Origin of the sequence: Natronobacterium haloterrestre, assembly GCF_900112205.1 — an archaeon.
Taxonomy (GTDB): domain Archaea; phylum Halobacteriota; class Halobacteria; order Halobacteriales; family Natrialbaceae; genus Natronobacterium; species Natronobacterium haloterrestre.
Window position 1 is genome coordinate 362,914 of sequence record NZ_FOKW01000003.1, and the last position, 16,374, is coordinate 379,287.

Consider the following 16,374-nt stretch of genomic DNA (forward strand, 5'->3'; position numbering starts at 1 on the left):
AGGAAGGTATAAGTGGTCGCCACCCTCAATTGGGGGCAATGGCTGAGATTCGAACGTACGCCCTGATCTACGTGGCACTGTTGCTCCTGGGTACGGGCAAGTTCGTGTTCTTCGAGTTCGATCAGTACTTCACGTATACGATGGCAATGGGGGGAACGATCCTGCTGGCGGTTACGAAGTCATTGCTGATCGCTGGCTTCTACCAGCACCTCGTCGAAGAACCGCGTTCGATCACGTACATGATGGGAGTCGCCGTGTTCATGGTCTTCCTGCTTGCCGTCGCGGCGGGCTACTCCATCCAGTAACGGTTCCGAACAGGTCTGCGGTCGTTTCTCTCGGCGTTTGGAACTGGTATCCGTTCTGTCCCGACTCGTTCCGTTCTGTCCCGACTCGTTCCGTTCTGTCCCGACTCGTTCCGTTCCGTTCCCCGTCTAACCCGTTCATATCCATCCCGCTCGTAGCGACTGTTCTGCAGTGACACAGGCTCCTGTATCGCCTCGAGCGATCCCCGGGAAAGTTCGAACCCGACCGAACGGACAAACGACTGTCGACGACGAACAAGGAAGGTGGAGGCGCAGAAACGGCCCGTCGGGACCGTCCGAGTACGGCCGCTCGAGTACGGAAACGAAAACGAGCCGGAAAAACCGGCAGGAGAAAACGGCTGCGTTACTCTTCGGCGCCTTCGAGCTCTTCGACGATCTCGTCGGCGTCGACGTCGGCGTCCTCGAGGGCGTCCTCGATGTCACCGCCGCCGGCACCGCCCATGCCGCCCATCATGCCGGGCATGCCCATGCCGCCCATGCCGTCGATGACTTCCTGGACGATGATGCGGTCGACGCCGATCTGGTCGATGATCTGCTGACCGATCTGCTGTTTGCCCATCATCCACTGCTGGTTCATCGTCATCTGGGGCGTCGCCTCGAGGTAGAGGGTCTCCTTCTCGACGACCTCAGTCTCGAACTCGGGCTCGGCGTCTTCGTCGTCCTCGTCGGGTTCGACGGGGACCTCTTCCTCGACCTCGTCGGTCTCGATCCAGAGCTCGGGTTCCATGCCGAGCATCATCTCGAAGAGACCGGCGGCCTGCTGCTCGCGGTCGTCGACGACGTCGACGACTTCGTACTCGTACTCGACGTCCTCGCCGGCCAGCGGGTGGTTGAAGTCGACGCGGGCACGACCGCCGATGATCGTGCTGATGTAGCCCTGGCGACCGTCGACCTGGACGTTCGCGCCGGGGTAGCGGTCGTCCTCGTCGATTTTCTCGGCGCTGACGGTCTCGACGTTGTCGGGGTCGTATTCGCCGAAGGCGTCCTCGGCGGGGACCGCCACGGTACCCTCGTCACCGGGCTCGGAGCCGATGACGGCTTCTTCGACGTCCTCGAAGATGTGACCCTCGCCCAGCACGATCGTGCGGGGCTTGAACTCCTGGCCCTGGTCGTCGACACCTTCTTCCTCGGCGACCTCGGGGTCGGTCGTGTCGACCAGCTGTTCCTCTTCGACGGTGTAGGCAGTGTAGTCGAGCTTGACGAAATCGCCTTCCTGAAGCCCCTCGGCTTCGGTCTCGGTTTCGTCTTCGGCTGCGGCTTCGTCGACGTCATCGGCCTGCTCGTCTAGCTCGGCCTCTTGATCCTCGGTCATACCTTGTACGTCCGCCCGTCTACATTTAAGTACGACGTTTTCCCGCGAGAGCGACCGATACTTACGACCGCTCGTCGTCGCAGCGAGTATGTACGAGGTCGAAGTCAAGGTCCCGGCGGACTTACAGCGAGTCCGGGAACGGCTCGAGAGCCTCGAGGCCGGTGCGCGACCGCTGGAGAGCGTGATCCAGGTCGATACCTACTACGATGCACCCCATCGCTCGTTCCCCGAGACCGACGAGGCGCTTCGGATCCGGTCGGAACGAACGGTGAGCGAGGCTGACGTGGGGGAGACCGAACCCTCCCAGGCAGAAGAAAGCGAGGGGGGCGAGGAGCGAACGAAGATCACGTACAAGGGCCCGCTCGTCGACGACGAGTCGAAAACCCGGGAGGAAGTCGAGACCCTGGTCGACGACCGGACGGCGATGGACGCGCTCTTGACGAACCTGGGCTTCGATCCGGCGGCGACGGTCCGGAAGTCCCGTGATCGGTACGCCGTGTCGGTCGCGGACCTCGAGTTCGAGGACACGGCTGCCGAGACGTTGCTGGTCACCCTCGACGAGGTCGACGGCGTCGGCGAGTACGTCGAAGTCGAAACCGAAATCGACGACGAGGGGGACCTCGAGACCGCACGGGAGGCTGCCTATGCTCTCCTCGAGCGGCTGGGACTCGATCCCGACGACGGGGTTCGGACCTCGTATCTCGGCCTATTGCTCGAGCGGTCCTGACGCCCTCGGCCCGCGATCGTATAACCCACGGGTATCGGATCGGCGAAATCCCTTTCCGCAAGTTATAGAACCACGCTGTTCGAAGAGCCGGCAATGAGCGAGCGGAATATTCGAGTCGAGCCGATCGACCGGCAGGCAGTAGAAGACCAGGAGGTCGAGATCGTCGAGCGAAAGGGGATCGGCCATCCCGATTCGATCTGTGACGGCGTCGCCGAGAGCGTCGCCAGCGCCCTGGCCCAGGAGTACCTGGACCGGGTCGGCAAGGTGTTGCACTTCAACACCGACGAGACCCAACTCGTCGCGGGCGAAGCCGCGCCCGCGTTCGGCGGCGGCGAGGTCGTCGATCCCATCTATCTCCTGATCGTCGGCCGTGCGACCAAACGTTACGAGGGCCAGACGATTCCGACCGAGCGGATCGCGCTGACGGCTGCCCGCGAATATTTGGAGGAGACGATCCCCCAACTCGAGTACGGCGAGGACATCATCGTCGACGTCAAACTCGGCGAGGGCAGCGGGGACCTGCAGGAGGTCTTCGGCGAGGACGAAGTGAGCGTCCCGATGGCCAACGACACGAGTTTCGGCGTCGGCCACGCGCCGCTGACGGAGACCGAGCGGATCGTCTCCGAGGCCGAACGCCGGCTGAACGGCGAGTTCGCCGAGGAGAACCCCTACCTCGGCCCGGACGTGAAGCTCATGGGTAAACGCGAGGGCGACAAGATCGACGTCACCGTCGCCGCGGCGATGATCGACGAGTACATCGCGGATCTGGACGAGTACGACCGGGCCGTCGAGTCGGTCCGCGAGTTCGTCGCCGAGGTCGCAGCCGATCACACGGACCGCGAGGTCGACGTCCACGTCAACACGGCCGACGACTACGACGAGGGTTCGATCTACCTCACCGTCACCGGCACGTCCGCAGAACAGGGCGACGACGGCTCTGTCGGCCGCGGTAACCGCGCTAACGGACTCATCACGCCGAACCGCTCGATGTCGATGGAGGCGACCAGCGGCAAGAACCCCGTCAACCACATCGGGAAGATCTACAACCTGCTCTCGACAGAAATCGCCGAGTCCGTCGTGAGCGAGGTCGACGGCATCCGCGACCTGCGGGTCCGACTGCTCTCCCAGATCGGCCGGCCGATCGACCAGCCCCACGTCGCCGACGTCCACGTGGTCACCGAGGACGGCGTCACAATCGACGACGTCGACGGAGAGATCGAAGCGATCGTCGACCGCGAACTCGCAGACGTCACGGAGATCACGCGCCGCGTGATCGACGGCGAACTCTCGACGTTCTGAGCGGTCCAGCCGGTCCGAATCTCGAGTCACGTTTTCCTCGCGGTTCCGCCCCAGTAGCCGCTGTCGTCCGATCCAGTAGCCGCTGTCGTCCGATCCAGTAGCCGCTGTCGTCCGATCCAGTAGCCGCTGTCGTCCGACATCGCACTCCAGCGTCGCGTCCCACCGGATCAATCCCGGCGCGGTAGCGACAGCGCGGACCGGATCCGACAGAACGATTAGCCGGGCCCCCGTTCGTCGAGACGAGTTACGTTTCGAAATAGTACGGAGCGATCACCAGTGAACCTCCCCTCCATAGAGTCCAACCGGGTCGTGCTCGCGGTCGTCGCCAGCACCTTCTTCGTCGGGTTCGGCGGCGGGGTCATCTTCCCGATCCTGCCCAACCTCGGCGAGTACCTGGGGATCTCCGCGTTCATGGTCGGCTTCATCCTGAGCGCGAACCGGTTCACCCGGCTGGTGGCGAACGCGCCGGCCGGCGCGCTGGTCGACCGGATCGGCACCCGCACACCGTTTATCGCCGGACTGGCGATCGAGGGGCTCGCGACCTCGATGTACGTCGTCGCGCTGTTCTCGCCGCTGCCGGAGTTCTGGTTCGTCGTCGCACGGGTTCTCTGGGGCCTGGGCAGCGCCCTCGTCTTCGCGACGGCCTACACCATCACGGCCGACGTCAGCGAGGCCGACTCGAGGGGGACGAGCATGGGCATCGTACGTGCGGGGATCACGTTCGGCTTCCCCGCCGGCCTGGTGCTGGGCGGGATCGTCAGCGACGTCTGGAGTAACGGGGCGGCGTTCGTCCTCGCGGCCTCGTTCGCGGGACTTGCGAGCGTCATCGCGTACCTGATCGTCCCCGAAACGCACGTCGAGGGCGAACAGGAGTCGGTCAAGCCCTGGGACCTCGAGATTTCGGTCCCGGCAGTCACCGTCGGCCTCGTGAACTTCGGGCTCTACTTCGCGTACATCGGCGTGCTGTTCTCGACGCTCGTGCTCCTGCTCGATGCGCGTGCCGTCTCGATCTTCGGCCTCGACGCGCAGGGGTCGTCGGGCATGCTGATGGCCGTAACGGTGCTCACCGGGTCGGTGTTCACGCTCGGCGGCGGCGTCCTGAGCGATTCGGTCGGCGCTCGTGTGCCCGTCCTGCTGGGCTTTCTGCTCACCTCGTTCGTCGGGTTCGTCGCGCTGTCGGTCGGTCGGAGTTTCGAGGTGCTGGTACTGGCCTGCGTGCTGATCGGCGCGGGACAGGGCGGCGTCGGCGGCCCGCTGACGGCGCTGCTTGCCGATCTCACCCCCGAGGACAGGGTCGGTCGCGCGATGGGGACCAACAACGTCCTCGGCGACGTCGGGGGCGGACTCGGGCCGCTCGTCTCGCTCCCGCTCGTCGAGGCCGTCAGTTTCGAGTTCGTCTACGGAGTCAGCGCCGCCCTGCCGCTGCTCGCGGGAGTCGTCCTCGTCGCCGGTATCTACGCCCATACGGGCCGGATGAACCCCTCGATCGGCGAGTCGGCCGGGTAATTCGACGGGCCACGCTCGTAACCCCCTTATAGCCCCGGTCATCTATCCACGCCCATGCGCCCCCCTGGAGCCGACACGGTCCTCGTCCGCCACGGCGACCTCAATACGAAGAGTAACACGGTCAAACGCTACATGGAAGACCTCCTCGCGGCGAACCTCGAGGCCTTGCTCGACGATCGATCCATCCCCGGCGAGGTCGAGCGCCGCTGGAATCGCCCCCTGGTCCATACCAGCGAGGACGCGATCGACGCCGCAACTGCAGCCGCGACGGATACCTTCGGCGTCGTCTCCGCGAGTCCCGCAGTGACCGTCAGCACGGAGAAAGCGCGAATCCTCGAGGTCCTCGAGGAGACCGCACGCGCGTGCTACGACGGGGGGACGTTCGCCGTCGACGCCCGCCGGGCCGACAAGACCCTCCCCTACGACAGCGAGGACCTCGCTCGAGAGGGCGGGGCGGCCATCTGGGACGTCGTCGAGGACGAGTGCGAGTTCGAACCGGAGGTCGACCTCGACGACCCGGACGTCACGTTCGGCGTCGAGGTCCGGGAGGACCTCGCGTTCGTCTACCTCGAGTCGGTCTCCGGCCCGGGCGGGCTCCCGCTCGGGGCCCAGGAGAAGACGATCGCGCTCGTCAGTGGGGGGATCGACTCGCCGGTGGCTGCCTACGAGATCATGAGACGCGGCAGCCCGATCGTCCCGGTCTACGTGGACCTCGGGCAGTACGGGGGGATCGACCACGAGGCCCGGGCGATGGAGACGGTCCGGACGCTCGCCGAGTACGCCCCGAACTTCGACATGCAGGTCTACGAGGTCCCCGGCGGCGAGACGGTCGATCTGCTGGTCGACGAGATGGAGGTCGGCCGGATGCTCTCCCTGCGGCGCTTCTTCTACCGGGCCGCGGAGGTGCTGGCCGAGCGCGTCGACGCCCACGGAATCGTCACGGGGGAGGCGGTCGGCCAGAAGTCGAGCCAGACCGTCCAGAACCTCGGGGTCACCAGCCGGGCGACGTCGCTGCCGATCCACCGACCGCTGCTGACCTGGGACAAACACGACATCGTCGACCGCGCCCGCGAGATCGGGACGTTCACCGACTCGACGATCGACGCGGGCTGTAACCGCGTCGCGCCCGACCGCGCGGAGACGAACGCACGCCTGAAACGGCTCCTCGAGAACGAACCGGGCGACCTGCTCGAGCGGGCCGAGGAGGCGGCGAAGGCGGCGTACCTCGTGGAACCCTAGTACAGGTACGACACCAGCGTCGTCAACAGTTTCCGCTCGGCCCGCCGGAGGTGGTCCTCGACCGTCCGCCGGCTGACCTCGAGTTCCCCGGCCAACGCCTCGGTCGTCGTCTCCCGCGGCAACTCGTAGTAGCCCCGCTCGACGGCCAGCGACAGCACCTCGCGCTGGCGGCCCGTCAGTTCCGGCAGGGCGTCGTCCAGCGTCAGCAGCGGCGAGGAGTGGGAAGGGACGGTGATCTCGCGTTTGCTGCGGACGTCGATGTGGAACCCGTCCTCGAGCAGGTCGACGTACAGGTCGGTGAGGCTGTCGGCCTCGAGCGCGAGGATCCGGCAGTGTTTGGTGCCGTCCTCGTACCGCAGCGGCGGCACGAGCAGACAGTTGTGGGCCGCCAGGTAGCGGTCGATGTGGCTCTCGTCGTGGCCTTTGAAACACGAACTCGTGATGACGACGGCTTCACCGTCGTGTCGGACCTGTTCCTCGACCCCGACGGTGTCGCGGATCCGCGAGAGCAGCGGCTCGATCCGGGAGCCAGCGGCGTAGAGCAGGTCCGAGTGCTCGTTACACCAGAGTTCGATCCGGCAGTCGCCCCCTTCCGTCGGTTCCGTGTAGACCGTCGAGTCTGCGATGGCGAAGGTCGCTTCGTACACGTGGTACCAACGAGCACGCCTTAACATATAAAGCCACTTCCGAAGGGAACGTGACCGGTATTGGGTCGCCACGTGCTAGTACTAGACATGGCAGAACAACGATCGTCGACGCAGGAACGGGATCGACTCGGCGAGCCGAGCGACCAGTGGCGTGAGTACCAGGGCGCGCCGACCGGTACCGACCTCGAGTGCGAGGGGTGGCGACAGGAGGCCGCACTCCGGATGCTCAACAACAACCTCGATCCGGAGGTCGCCGAAAAGCCGGAAGAGCTGGTCGTCTACGGCGGCACCGGCCGGGCGGCCCGATCGTGGGACGCCTACGACGCCATCCTCGAGGAACTCCGGACGCTCGCGGACGACGAGACCCTCCTCGTGCAGTCCGGCAAACCCGTGGGGCGGTTCGAGACCCACGAGCGCGCGCCCCGCGTGCTGATCGCGAACTCGAACCTCGTCGGCAACTGGGACGACTGGGAGCACTTCCACGAACTCGAGGCCGAGGGCAAGATCATGTACGGCCAGATGACCGCGGGCTCGTGGGCCTACATCGGTACCCAGGGGATCATCCAGGGGACGTTCGAGACGCTCGCCGAGTTGGCACGGCAACACTTCGAGGGCGATTTGAGCGGGAAAATCGTCGCGACCGCCGGGCTGGGCGGCATGGGCGGCGCACAACCGCTCGCGGTCACGATGAACGGCGGCGTCTGCGTCGCGGCCGAGGTCGACGACGAGCGGATCGACCGACGCATCGAGACGGGCTACTGCATGGAGAAGGTCGACGGCGTCGACGAGGCGATCGAACGGGCTGAAGAGGCCGCAGAGGCGGGCGAGCCCTACAGCGTCGGCGTCCACGTCAACGCCGCCGAGTTACACGAACGGTTCCTCGAGCGCGGGTTCGTCCCCGACGTGGTCACCGACCAGACCAGCGCCCACGACGTGCTCGAGGGGTACTACCCCGCGGGCTACACGGTCGAGGAGGCCGACGAACTCCGCGAGCGCGATCCCGAGACTTACCGCGAGGAGAGCCTCGAGACGATGGAACGCCACGTCGACGGCATCCTCGAGTTACAGGAACGTGGCGCGGTCGCCTTCGAGTACGGGAACAACATCCGCGGGCAGGTCGAAGACCACCGGGAGGAACGCCCGTGGCCCGTTTCTGGCAGCGATCCCGACGAGCGAGGGTCGTTCGACTTTCCCGGATTCGTTCCCGCCTACATCCGCCCGCAGTTCTGCCGCGGGAAAGGGCCGTTCCGCTGGGTCGCGCTCTCGGGCGATCCGGCGGACATCCACCGCACGGACGAGGCCGTCCTCGAGCTGTTCCCCGAGAAGGACCACCTCCGGCGGTGGATCGAACTCGCTCAGGACGAGATCCAGTTCCAGGGGCTCCCCAGTCGGGTCTGCTGGCTCGGCTACAACACGGAGGGCGAGGGCGACGAGGAACTGACCGAGCGCGCCCGCTTCGCCCTGCGGATCAACGAACTGGTCGCCGAGGGCGAGATTTCGGCCCCGGTCGTGGTCACGCGCGACCACCTCGACGCGGGGTCGGTCGCGAGCCCCAACCGGGAGACCGAGGCCATGAAGGACGGCACCGACGCGGTCGCGGACTGGCCGATCCTGAACGCCCTGCTGAACTGCGCGGCCGGCGCGGACATCGTCAGCGTTCACGACGGCGGCGGCGTCGGCATCGGCAACGCCCTCCACGCGAACAACCACGTCGTCCTCGACGGGAGCGACCTGGCCGCCGAGAAGGCCCGCCGGGTGTTCACCACCGACCCCGGGATAGGCGTGATCCGCCACGCCGACGCGGGCTACGAGGAGGCACTTTCAGAAGCCCGCGAGTCGAACGTCGAGGTACCGATGGCAACGGAGGCCGATCTCGAGCGATGAGCGGAGACGACGACCTCGGCGACCGACTGACCGTCCACCCCGACTGGGAGGCGGACGGGGGGTGGCGAACGGTCGCGGCGGCGAGCGACCCGAACGACGAACTGTTCGGCCACGTGGTCGAGACGCCGCCGGCTGACGCCGGAGAGTCGGACGCCGCGGCCGTCCTCGTCGGCGAACCCTACGACGGCGCGGTCATCGGCCGCGACGGCGCACGCGAGGGGCCGACGGCGATCCGGCGGTCGCTCGCGCGGGTGAAGACCCACCACTTCGACGGCGGTCCCGTCCGTTCGGTGGCCGACCTCGGTGACGTCCGACGGCTCGTCGACGGCCCGGAGAACGAGGGATCCGTCGCCGACGTCCAGTCGACCCTCGAGGCGACGACGGCGCTCGTCCACGACCGCGAGGCGCTCCCGGTCTTCCTGGGCGGGGACAACTCGCTTACGTACCCGAACGTCGCGCCGTTGCTCGAGGACGCCGCCGTCGGCGTCGTTAACCTCGACGCACACCTCGACGTCCGCGAACCCGTCGACGGGCCGACCAGCGGCACGCCGTACCGCCAACTGCTCGAGGACGGACTCGACCGCTACGCCTGTCTCGGGGCGCGGCACTTCGAGACCTCGACGGCCTACCACGACTACGTCCGCGAGCACCGCGGCGAGGTCGTCACCGCCGAGGAGGTCGGCGAAGATCCGGTCGCGGCGACGGGACGCGCGCTCGAGGCGATGGACGACGTCGACCGCGTCTACGTCAGCGTCGACTGCGACGTCCTCGACGCGGCGGCCGCGCCCGGTGTGAGCGCGCCGACGCCGGGCGGGCTGTCGACCCGCGAACTGTACCGGGTCCTGCGGGTGCTCGCCGGCGACGACCGGATCGCCGGTTTCGAGGTCGTCGAGTGTGCACCCGAACTCGACCGGCGGGACCTCACCGTCGACGCGGCGGCGCGAGCGGTCGCGCACTTCCTCGCCGGCTACCTGGAGGGGAGACGATGACGGAGCGTACGTGCGTCGTCTACGGCGCGAGCGAACTGGTCGTCGGGCCGCCGTCCGGGGACGGGGACGACAGCCCCCTCGAGACCCTCGAGAACGGGGCCTTCGCCGCGGTCGACGGCGAGGTCGTCGCCGTCGGCGAGACGGCCGAAATCCTCCGTGAGCATCCGCCGGAGAACGCCGACGTCGCGGTCGACGCCGACGGGAACGCCGTCGTCCCCGGCTTCGTCGATCCCCACACCCACGCCGTCTTCGCCGGCGACCGCTCGGACGAGTTCGAGGCCAAACTCCGCGGGAAGAGCTACCAGGAGATCCTCGAGGACGGCGGGGGGATCCTGCGGACCGTTCGGGCCACCCGCGAGGCGGGCGACGACGAACTCCTCGAGAACCTGCTCGGCCACCTCGACGCCATGCTCGCGCGGGGAACGACGACCGTCGAGGTCAAGTCAGGCTACGGCCTCGACACCGAGACCGAACTGCGCCTGCTCGAGGCGATCGATCGGGCCGACGACGCCCACCCCGTCGACCTCGTCCCGACGTTCCTGGGCGCTCACGCGGTCCCGGAGGGCGAGGAAACCGACGACTACGTCGACCGCGTCGTCGAGGAACAGCTCCCGACGGTCGAATCCCAGGGGATCGCCGAGTTCTGCGACGTCTTCTGCGAGGAGGGCGTCTTCGACGTCGAGCAGTCCCGGCGGGTCCTCGAAGCGGGCCGCGAGGCCGGACTGACGCCGAAGGTCCACGCCGAGGAGTTCACGCGCCTGGGCGGGGCGGAACTGGCGGCCGACCTCGGGGCCGCGAGCGCCGACCACCTCCTGCACGCGACCGACGAGGACGTCGAGGCGATGCGCGCGGCGGACGTGGTCCCCGTCCTGCTGCCGGGGACGGCGTTCGGCCTCGGTGCCGACTACGCCGACGCGCGGGCGTTCCTCGAGGCCGGCTGGCCGGTCGCGGTCGCGACGGACTTCAACCCGAACTGCCACTCACGGAGCATGGGGTTCGTCCAGACGCTGTCCTGCGTCGAGATGGGCATGACGCCCGCGGAGGCGCTGCGCGCGTCGACCAGCGCGGCCGCCCGAGCGCTCGACCGCGACGACGGCACCGGGACGCTGGGAGTCGGCGCGCCGGCCGACGCGGTCGTCCTCGAGGCGCCGTCGTACGCCCACATCGCCTACCGGTTCGACACGCCGGCCGTCGATACGGTCCTGAAGGGCGGCGAGGTGGTTCGATCGTGAGCGCGGTCGAACTCGACGGCGAGAGGCTGACGCCCGAGGACGTCGTCGCGGTCGCCCGGGAGGACGCAAGGGTCGTCGTGCCCGAACCGGCCCGCGAGCGGGTGCGAGCGTCCCGTCGGCGCGTCGAGGACGTCGTCGACGGCGAGGAGGCCGTCTACGGGCTCAACACCGGCTTCGGCGAACTCGTCGACGAGCGGATCCCGGCCGAGGACCTCGAGGCGCTCCAGCACAACCTGCTTCGCAGCCACGCCGCGGGAGCTGGCCGCGAACTCGAGCGGGAGGAGGTCCGCGCGATGATGGTCGCCCGGATCAACGCCCTCGTGAAGGGCTACTCCGGGATCCGCGAGGACGTGATCGACCACCTGGTCGCGTGCTGTAACGAGGGCCTCCACCCGGTCGTCAAGTCCCGCGGCAGCCTCGGCGCGAGCGGCGACCTCGCGCCGCTGGCTCATATGGCGCTGGTGCTGGTCGGGGAGGGCGAGGCGGTCGTCGAACGCGGCGAGCGCACGGAGCGTCTCCCCGGCGACGAGGCGCTTTCCGAGATCGGCCTCGAGCCGCTGTCGCTGGCCCCGAAGGAGGGGCTCGCGCTCATCAACGGTACCCAGCTGACGGTCGGGCTGGCCGCGCTCGCGGTCGTCGACGGCGAACGGCTCGTCCGTGCGGCCGACGCCGCGGGCGCGCTGACGACCGAAACGAGCCTCGGCACGACGGCGACCTCCGATCCGGCGATCCACGAGGTGCGACCACACACGGGACAGGCGGACAGCGCCGCGGCGATTCGCCGGCTCACCGCGGGGAGCGAGATCGTCGAGGCCCACCGGAACTGCGATCGCGTCCAGGACGCCTACTCGCTGCGGTGTCTCCCGCAGGTCCACGGCGCGGTCCGGGACGCCCTCGAGCACCTCCGGGAGGCCGTCGCCGTCGAACTCAACAGCGCGACGGACAACCCGCTCGTGTTCCCCGCCGAGCGCGTCGCCGACCCCGGCCGCGCGTCGGGGACCGACCAGGCGTCGGTGCTGTCGGGCGGGAACTTCCACGGCGCGCCGCTTGCCCTGCGCCTCGAGTACGTCCGCCTCGCGCTGACGGACCTGGCCGCCATCTCGGAGCGGCGAATCGACCGGCTGCTGAACCCGAACCTGCAGGAGCCCCACCTCCCGCCGTTCCTGGCGGCCGACAGCGGCGTCGAGTCGGGGTTCATGATCGCCCAGTACACCGCCGCCGCCTTGCTCAACGAGATTCGATCGATCGACGCGGCCTCGAGCGACAACACGCCGGTCAGCGGCGGTCAGGAGGACCACGTCAGCATGAGTTCCCAGTCCGCACTCGGCGTGCGGACGGCCCTGGAGAACGCGACGTGGATCGTCGCGGCCGAACTCGTCTGTGCGACCGAAGCCGCCGAGTACGTCGACGACGCCTTCGACGCCGCGACGGCGGCGAGCGACTCGACCGAGGTCGAAGACGGAGACGGGAACGGATCGGGGCTGTCACTCGGCGACGGAACCAACGCCGTCCGGAACCTCGTGCGGGAGGTCGTCCCACCCCTTACCGAGACGGGTGATCGCCCGGTGCATACCGACGTCGAGAGCGTCGTCGCGCTGCTCGAGGACGGACTCGTCGACGCGGCGGTCGATGACGCACTCGAGTCGTAGGATCCCTTTTTCTCGTTCTTCGCGGCAGGGCGCCCGCCGACTTCACTCCGGGTGCGATCGCCGTGACGAACGATCCGGCTCACACGTGTCTATCGGACAAGGTTATGCCTCTCCAGACCGTAGCCGCCGCTGCCTTCGGATATCCGGAGGCGTCGGGTGCGAGGAAATCCATTCGAATCCCCACCACCTACCGTCCTCGCGACCCGACCTACCACTCCTCTACAGCAATGAATGATTACGCACCCGATGTGACAAGTGTAGCTCCTAAAGAGTTAGGGGTAGCCAGGGGGCACACGGAACGGGTCCTCGAGCGGCCGCTCACTCGCTCTCGTCCGGAGCGGGCCCGTGTTCCTCGAAGAACTCGCCGAGAACGGTCTTGAGGCCCTTCCGGAGGTGCTGGTGCATCGTCGGCGGCGAGACGTCCATCATTTCGGCGATCTCCTCGCCGGTACTCTCGCGGGGCCAGTCGAAGAAGCCGCCGTAGTATGCGAGCCTGAGCGTCGTGAGCTGACGGTCGGTCAGTTCGTCGAGAATGCGGTCCCGCCGCTCCGAGGCGGTCCTGACGGGTCGGTCGACCTCCCGGCGGGCCACGAGTTCCGTGTTCTCGTAAACGAGCGAGAGCGCGTCGGCGATCTCCCTGACGTCCGCGTTCTGCGGAACCTCGACGAGACAGGTTCCGACGCCGTCGCTGACGGTGACGTCCCTGATCGTCGCGCCGTGGTTCGCGAGCGTCCGAACGCCCGACTCCGACAGCCGCAACTCGAGGGTGCACTGTTCGTTCCCGTCGTAGATGAGTCGGCACTCCTCGATCGACTCGTGGTTTCGCGCCTCCTCGAGGACCGTTTCCCCGCCGACGCCGTCGATGTTCACGAACTGGTAGGTGCGGCCGTTGGTACCGGTACCGGCCCACTCGAGCGAGCAGGTACAGCCGTACTCCTCGGAGAGGTCGAACGACAGCGAGTCGCCGCCGTCGATACGGAACTCGAGTTCGACGACGGCGTCGGCGAACAGGAGTTGTCGGTTCCGGACCGCCATGATCGCAAAGCCCATCGTCTCGCCGAGGAGTTCGAACCCGGCCTGTTCGCTCTCGCTAAAGGCGTCTTCGCGGCTCGCGAGGACGGAGAGCACCCCGTAGGTGACGTCCTCGTAGATGATCGGTACGGAGATGGCCGCGCGCACGTCGTCCTCCCGGGCTGCCTCCTCGAGTTCGTCCGGCAGCGAGTTGCTCTCCAGCACGTGGTTGACCGCCTCGACCTCGCCCGTCCGGGCGACGCGTTCGACCGGCCGCTCGTGGTCGATGTCGATCTCCCGGATCCGCTCGAGGTACGTCTCCGCGTCGCCCGCTCCCGTTCGGTAGGAGAGGGTGCCTTCGCCGGTCCGCCCGACGATCCACGATCCCGAGTACAGCTCCGAGGCGACGAGCTGTTCGCAGACGTCACACTCGATGGCCTCGCGGGTGGGGGCCTCGACGAGCGTCTCGATCACCTGGCGGACGACCGCGTTGATCCGATTCAGCGTCTCGAGTTCGGCCCGCTGGGAACGTAACTGCCGTTCTCGCTCGACTCGCTCGGTGATGTCTCGGGCCAGCCAGACGACCGCCCGTTTGCCGTCGATGCGTTCGTCGACCGGCACGACGCGCCCCTCGAACCGGCGTAGCCCCTCGACCGTCGGCGCGTCGTACTCCACCGTCTGGATCTCCTCGGTCGCTATCGCCCGCTCGATACACGCCATGAGCCGTTCCGCCTCTTCTTCCGGAAACGCGTCCGTCAGGTGGTTCCCGGTCAGCTCGCTGGGCGATATGGTATACAGTGCCACGGAGTCGGAACTCATCTTGCTCTCGAGGTACGTTCCGTCTTCGCTGATGACGAACGCCTCGTCCGGGAGCTCCTCGGCGATAATCCGGTGGAACTTCACACTCGGGTCGGAGCGCTCCGACCCGGACGAGACCGTCTCGAGGATGCGGTCGGCGGGATCGTTGCCCTCGATCGGAACGTAGTCGTCGGCGTCGGCCCGGACCGCGGTCGCCGCGAGTTCCTCGCTACCGCTCCAGGGTGAGACGATCGTCGGTACCCCGTCGTCGAACTCGTCGTCGAGTCGGGCGAGCAGCGCCTCGAGAACCTCCGGTCGGGGGTCGCGGAGTTCGATCACCAGCCCGTCCGGAGCGGTCGCCTCGCCCGTCCCTGTTCCCGCCGAACTCCCGTCGGGGACCGGCATCGACCCCAGGTCCGGATCGTGGTCGTCGCCGTTTTCCTCGAAATCCGGATCGACCGACCGGACGACGACGTTAGCCGTGCCGCCCAGTCGCTCACGGAGACGACTCTCCTCCCGCGATGCGGTCGTGATAACGACGATCGTCTCGCCGCGAGACTCGTTTTGCTCCCGTGTCATTCGCGACCTACCCTCAGTCGGCTCCCTTTCTATCCCGGATTACGCCGCGGACTAAGAATGTGGTGGTCCGGGGACCGCCCGGCGTCGACGGGTCGACGCGCAAGGTAGTAGTCGGGTAGGGGCTGGACGCTAAAAAGTCGGGACCGACTGCGGGAAATCGCTGCCGGTGGATCCGTCCCGGCTTCCCGGTTCCGTCTCCGGTATTCGCCCGAGTATTGGTTTCCGTCGACCCAGCGTTCGGGCGGCGACGCCGCGAGTCGCGGGTTGCGGGTCGCGGGTTGCGGGTTGCAGGTCACCGGCCTCCGTTCGCCGATCGAGGGCTTCCAGGTTACAGTTCGTCCTGTTCCTTGAGTTGTTCGATGATGTCGTCGACGAGCGTTTCCACGTCGTCGTACGGGAAGTCGCCCCCGGAGGCTTTCGTGTTCAGTTCCATTGCTGTCATCGAGAAGTCGCCGGACTCGAACTTCGTCCCGGGACCGTTCGGCAGCGCCGGAACGAGGTCCATCGGACTCGAGATCGGGTAGTCGGCTCCTTCGAACGCGTCGATCATCTGCTCGCGGATTTCGGCTTCGTCTGCCATTGCACCCCACAGTTGAGGGCGATAAATAATAAATTTGTAGGTAGTTGCGAGTGGCCGGCCGGATCGAGTACCCGTCGACGAGCAAATTACTCCCGTTCAACCCGGACTTCGAACCGAAAAACTACGCCGCTTTCCGGCAGAAACCTATGCGTACCGATAATTCGCCGAAACAGTAATGAACGAGCAACGTGGAGATAGCCAGTATGGCGAAAGATACCGTCAGGTACCCCGACGAGGTCGTCGAAGAGATCGACGCGCTCGTCGAAGACGGTATGTTCGAGAGCAAGTCCGAGTTCTATCGGTTCTCCGCGGAGTACGTGCTGACCCTCATCAACCCCGACCACGAGGTCGAGACGTTCAACTTCGACGAGATCAAAGCCGAGATCGACATCTCCGAGGAGGATCACGCGAAGGCGCTGGGTACCGACGGTGGGACGTTTTTCCTCGACGCGGTCATTACGGTCCGCAAACACGGCCTTCGCGGAGATTACGAGGCCGCAGAGCGGTTCATCGACACCCACTACGACTCGACCGACCAGGAGTGTATCATTCTCGAGGAGTTGCTGGGGACCTACCGCGGCAGCGCCTGAGCGGCCCCG

The 16,374-nt window shown here is 67.1% G+C and carries 14 protein-coding genes; 10 read left to right on the forward strand and 4 right to left on the reverse strand.

Features of this window, described 5'->3' with window-relative positions; genetic code table 11:
* The first annotated feature begins 38 nt into the window (after positions 1-38).
* Positions 39-305, forward strand: coding sequence for a cytochrome C oxidase subunit IV family protein (locus BM113_RS08265; RefSeq protein WP_007142703.1), 267 nt, complete (start codon positions 39-41; stop codon positions 303-305).
* A gap of 361 nt (positions 306-666) precedes the next feature.
* Here BM113_RS08265 and BM113_RS08270 read toward each other — a convergent pair whose 3' ends face one another.
* Entirely contained in the window at positions 667-1,635 is a 969-nt protein-coding gene (locus BM113_RS08270; RefSeq protein ID WP_089786965.1) for an FKBP-type peptidyl-prolyl cis-trans isomerase, read from the reverse strand.
* 88 nt (positions 1,636-1,723) lie between these two features.
* Between BM113_RS08270 and cyaB the strand changes: the two genes are divergently transcribed.
* From cyaB to BM113_RS08290, 4 genes are all read left to right on the forward strand, one after another.
* A complete protein-coding gene (cyaB, locus tag BM113_RS08275) occupies positions 1,724-2,362 on the forward strand; it encodes a class IV adenylate cyclase (RefSeq protein ID WP_089786967.1) in 639 nt (212 codons plus the stop codon).
* Between the two features lie 93 nt (positions 2,363-2,455).
* Positions 2,456-3,661 (forward strand): methionine adenosyltransferase, encoded by a 1,206-nt coding sequence (locus BM113_RS08280; RefSeq protein ID WP_089786969.1) that lies wholly within the window; start codon positions 2,456-2,458, stop codon positions 3,659-3,661.
* Between the two features lie 276 nt (positions 3,662-3,937).
* Positions 3,938-5,167: an MFS transporter gene (locus BM113_RS08285; protein WP_089786971.1), complete on the forward strand. Its 1,230-nt coding sequence runs from the start codon at positions 3,938-3,940 to the stop codon at positions 5,165-5,167.
* 54 nt (positions 5,168-5,221) lie between these two features.
* A complete protein-coding gene (locus BM113_RS08290; RefSeq protein ID WP_089786973.1) occupies positions 5,222-6,406 on the forward strand; it encodes a tRNA sulfurtransferase in 1,185 nt (394 codons plus the stop codon).
* Here the strand turns inward: BM113_RS08290 and BM113_RS08295 are convergent.
* A complete protein-coding gene (locus tag BM113_RS08295) occupies positions 6,403-7,053 on the reverse strand; it encodes a helix-turn-helix domain-containing protein (protein ID WP_089786974.1) in 651 nt (216 codons plus the stop codon). The two genes, BM113_RS08290 and BM113_RS08295, sit on opposite strands and share 4 nt — an antisense overlap.
* An 87-nt stretch (positions 7,054-7,140) precedes the next feature.
* On the opposite strand from BM113_RS08295, the gene hutU reads away from it, so the two are divergent.
* Genes hutU through hutH form a run of 4 tightly spaced genes read left to right on the forward strand, consistent with a single transcriptional unit; the run spans position 7,141 to position 12,807 of the window.
* Positions 7,141-8,937: a urocanate hydratase gene (hutU, locus tag BM113_RS08300; RefSeq protein WP_089786976.1), complete on the forward strand. Its 1,797-nt coding sequence runs from the start codon at positions 7,141-7,143 to the stop codon at positions 8,935-8,937.
* Complete coding sequence (hutG, locus tag BM113_RS08305) at positions 8,934-9,926, forward strand: formimidoylglutamase (RefSeq protein ID WP_089786978.1); 993 nt, start codon at positions 8,934-8,936, stop codon at positions 9,924-9,926. The genes hutU and hutG overlap by 4 nt, the downstream gene beginning before the upstream one ends.
* Positions 9,923-11,158 carry an imidazolonepropionase gene (gene hutI, locus BM113_RS08310; protein ID WP_089786980.1) on the forward strand — a complete coding sequence of 412 codons (1,236 nt, stop codon included), beginning with the start codon at positions 9,923-9,925 and terminating at the stop codon, positions 11,156-11,158. The genes hutG and hutI overlap by 4 nt, the downstream gene beginning before the upstream one ends.
* Positions 11,155-12,807, forward strand: coding sequence for a histidine ammonia-lyase (gene hutH / locus BM113_RS08315; RefSeq protein WP_089786982.1), 1,653 nt, complete (start codon positions 11,155-11,157; stop codon positions 12,805-12,807). The genes hutI and hutH overlap by 4 nt, the downstream gene beginning before the upstream one ends.
* Before the next feature lie 318 nt (positions 12,808-13,125).
* Here the strand turns inward: hutH and BM113_RS08320 are convergent, their stop codons facing one another.
* Both BM113_RS08320 and BM113_RS08325 read right to left on the reverse strand, forming a co-directional pair.
* Positions 13,126-15,195 (reverse strand): bacterio-opsin activator domain-containing protein, encoded by a 2,070-nt coding sequence (locus tag BM113_RS08320; protein WP_089786984.1) that lies wholly within the window; start codon positions 15,193-15,195, stop codon positions 13,126-13,128.
* Positions 15,196-15,523: 328 nt separating this feature from the next.
* Positions 15,524-15,775 carry an MTH865 family protein gene (locus BM113_RS08325; protein WP_007142691.1) on the reverse strand — a complete coding sequence of 84 codons (252 nt, stop codon included), beginning with the start codon at positions 15,773-15,775 and terminating at the stop codon, positions 15,524-15,526.
* Between the two features lie 203 nt (positions 15,776-15,978).
* Between BM113_RS08325 and BM113_RS08330 the strand changes: the two genes are divergently transcribed.
* The gene (locus BM113_RS08330; RefSeq protein ID WP_089786986.1) at positions 15,979-16,365 is read left to right on the forward strand and encodes a ribbon-helix-helix domain-containing protein; all 387 of its coding nucleotides are present in this window, start codon (positions 15,979-15,981) and stop codon (positions 16,363-16,365) included.
* The last annotated feature ends 9 nt before the right edge of the window (positions 16,366-16,374 follow it).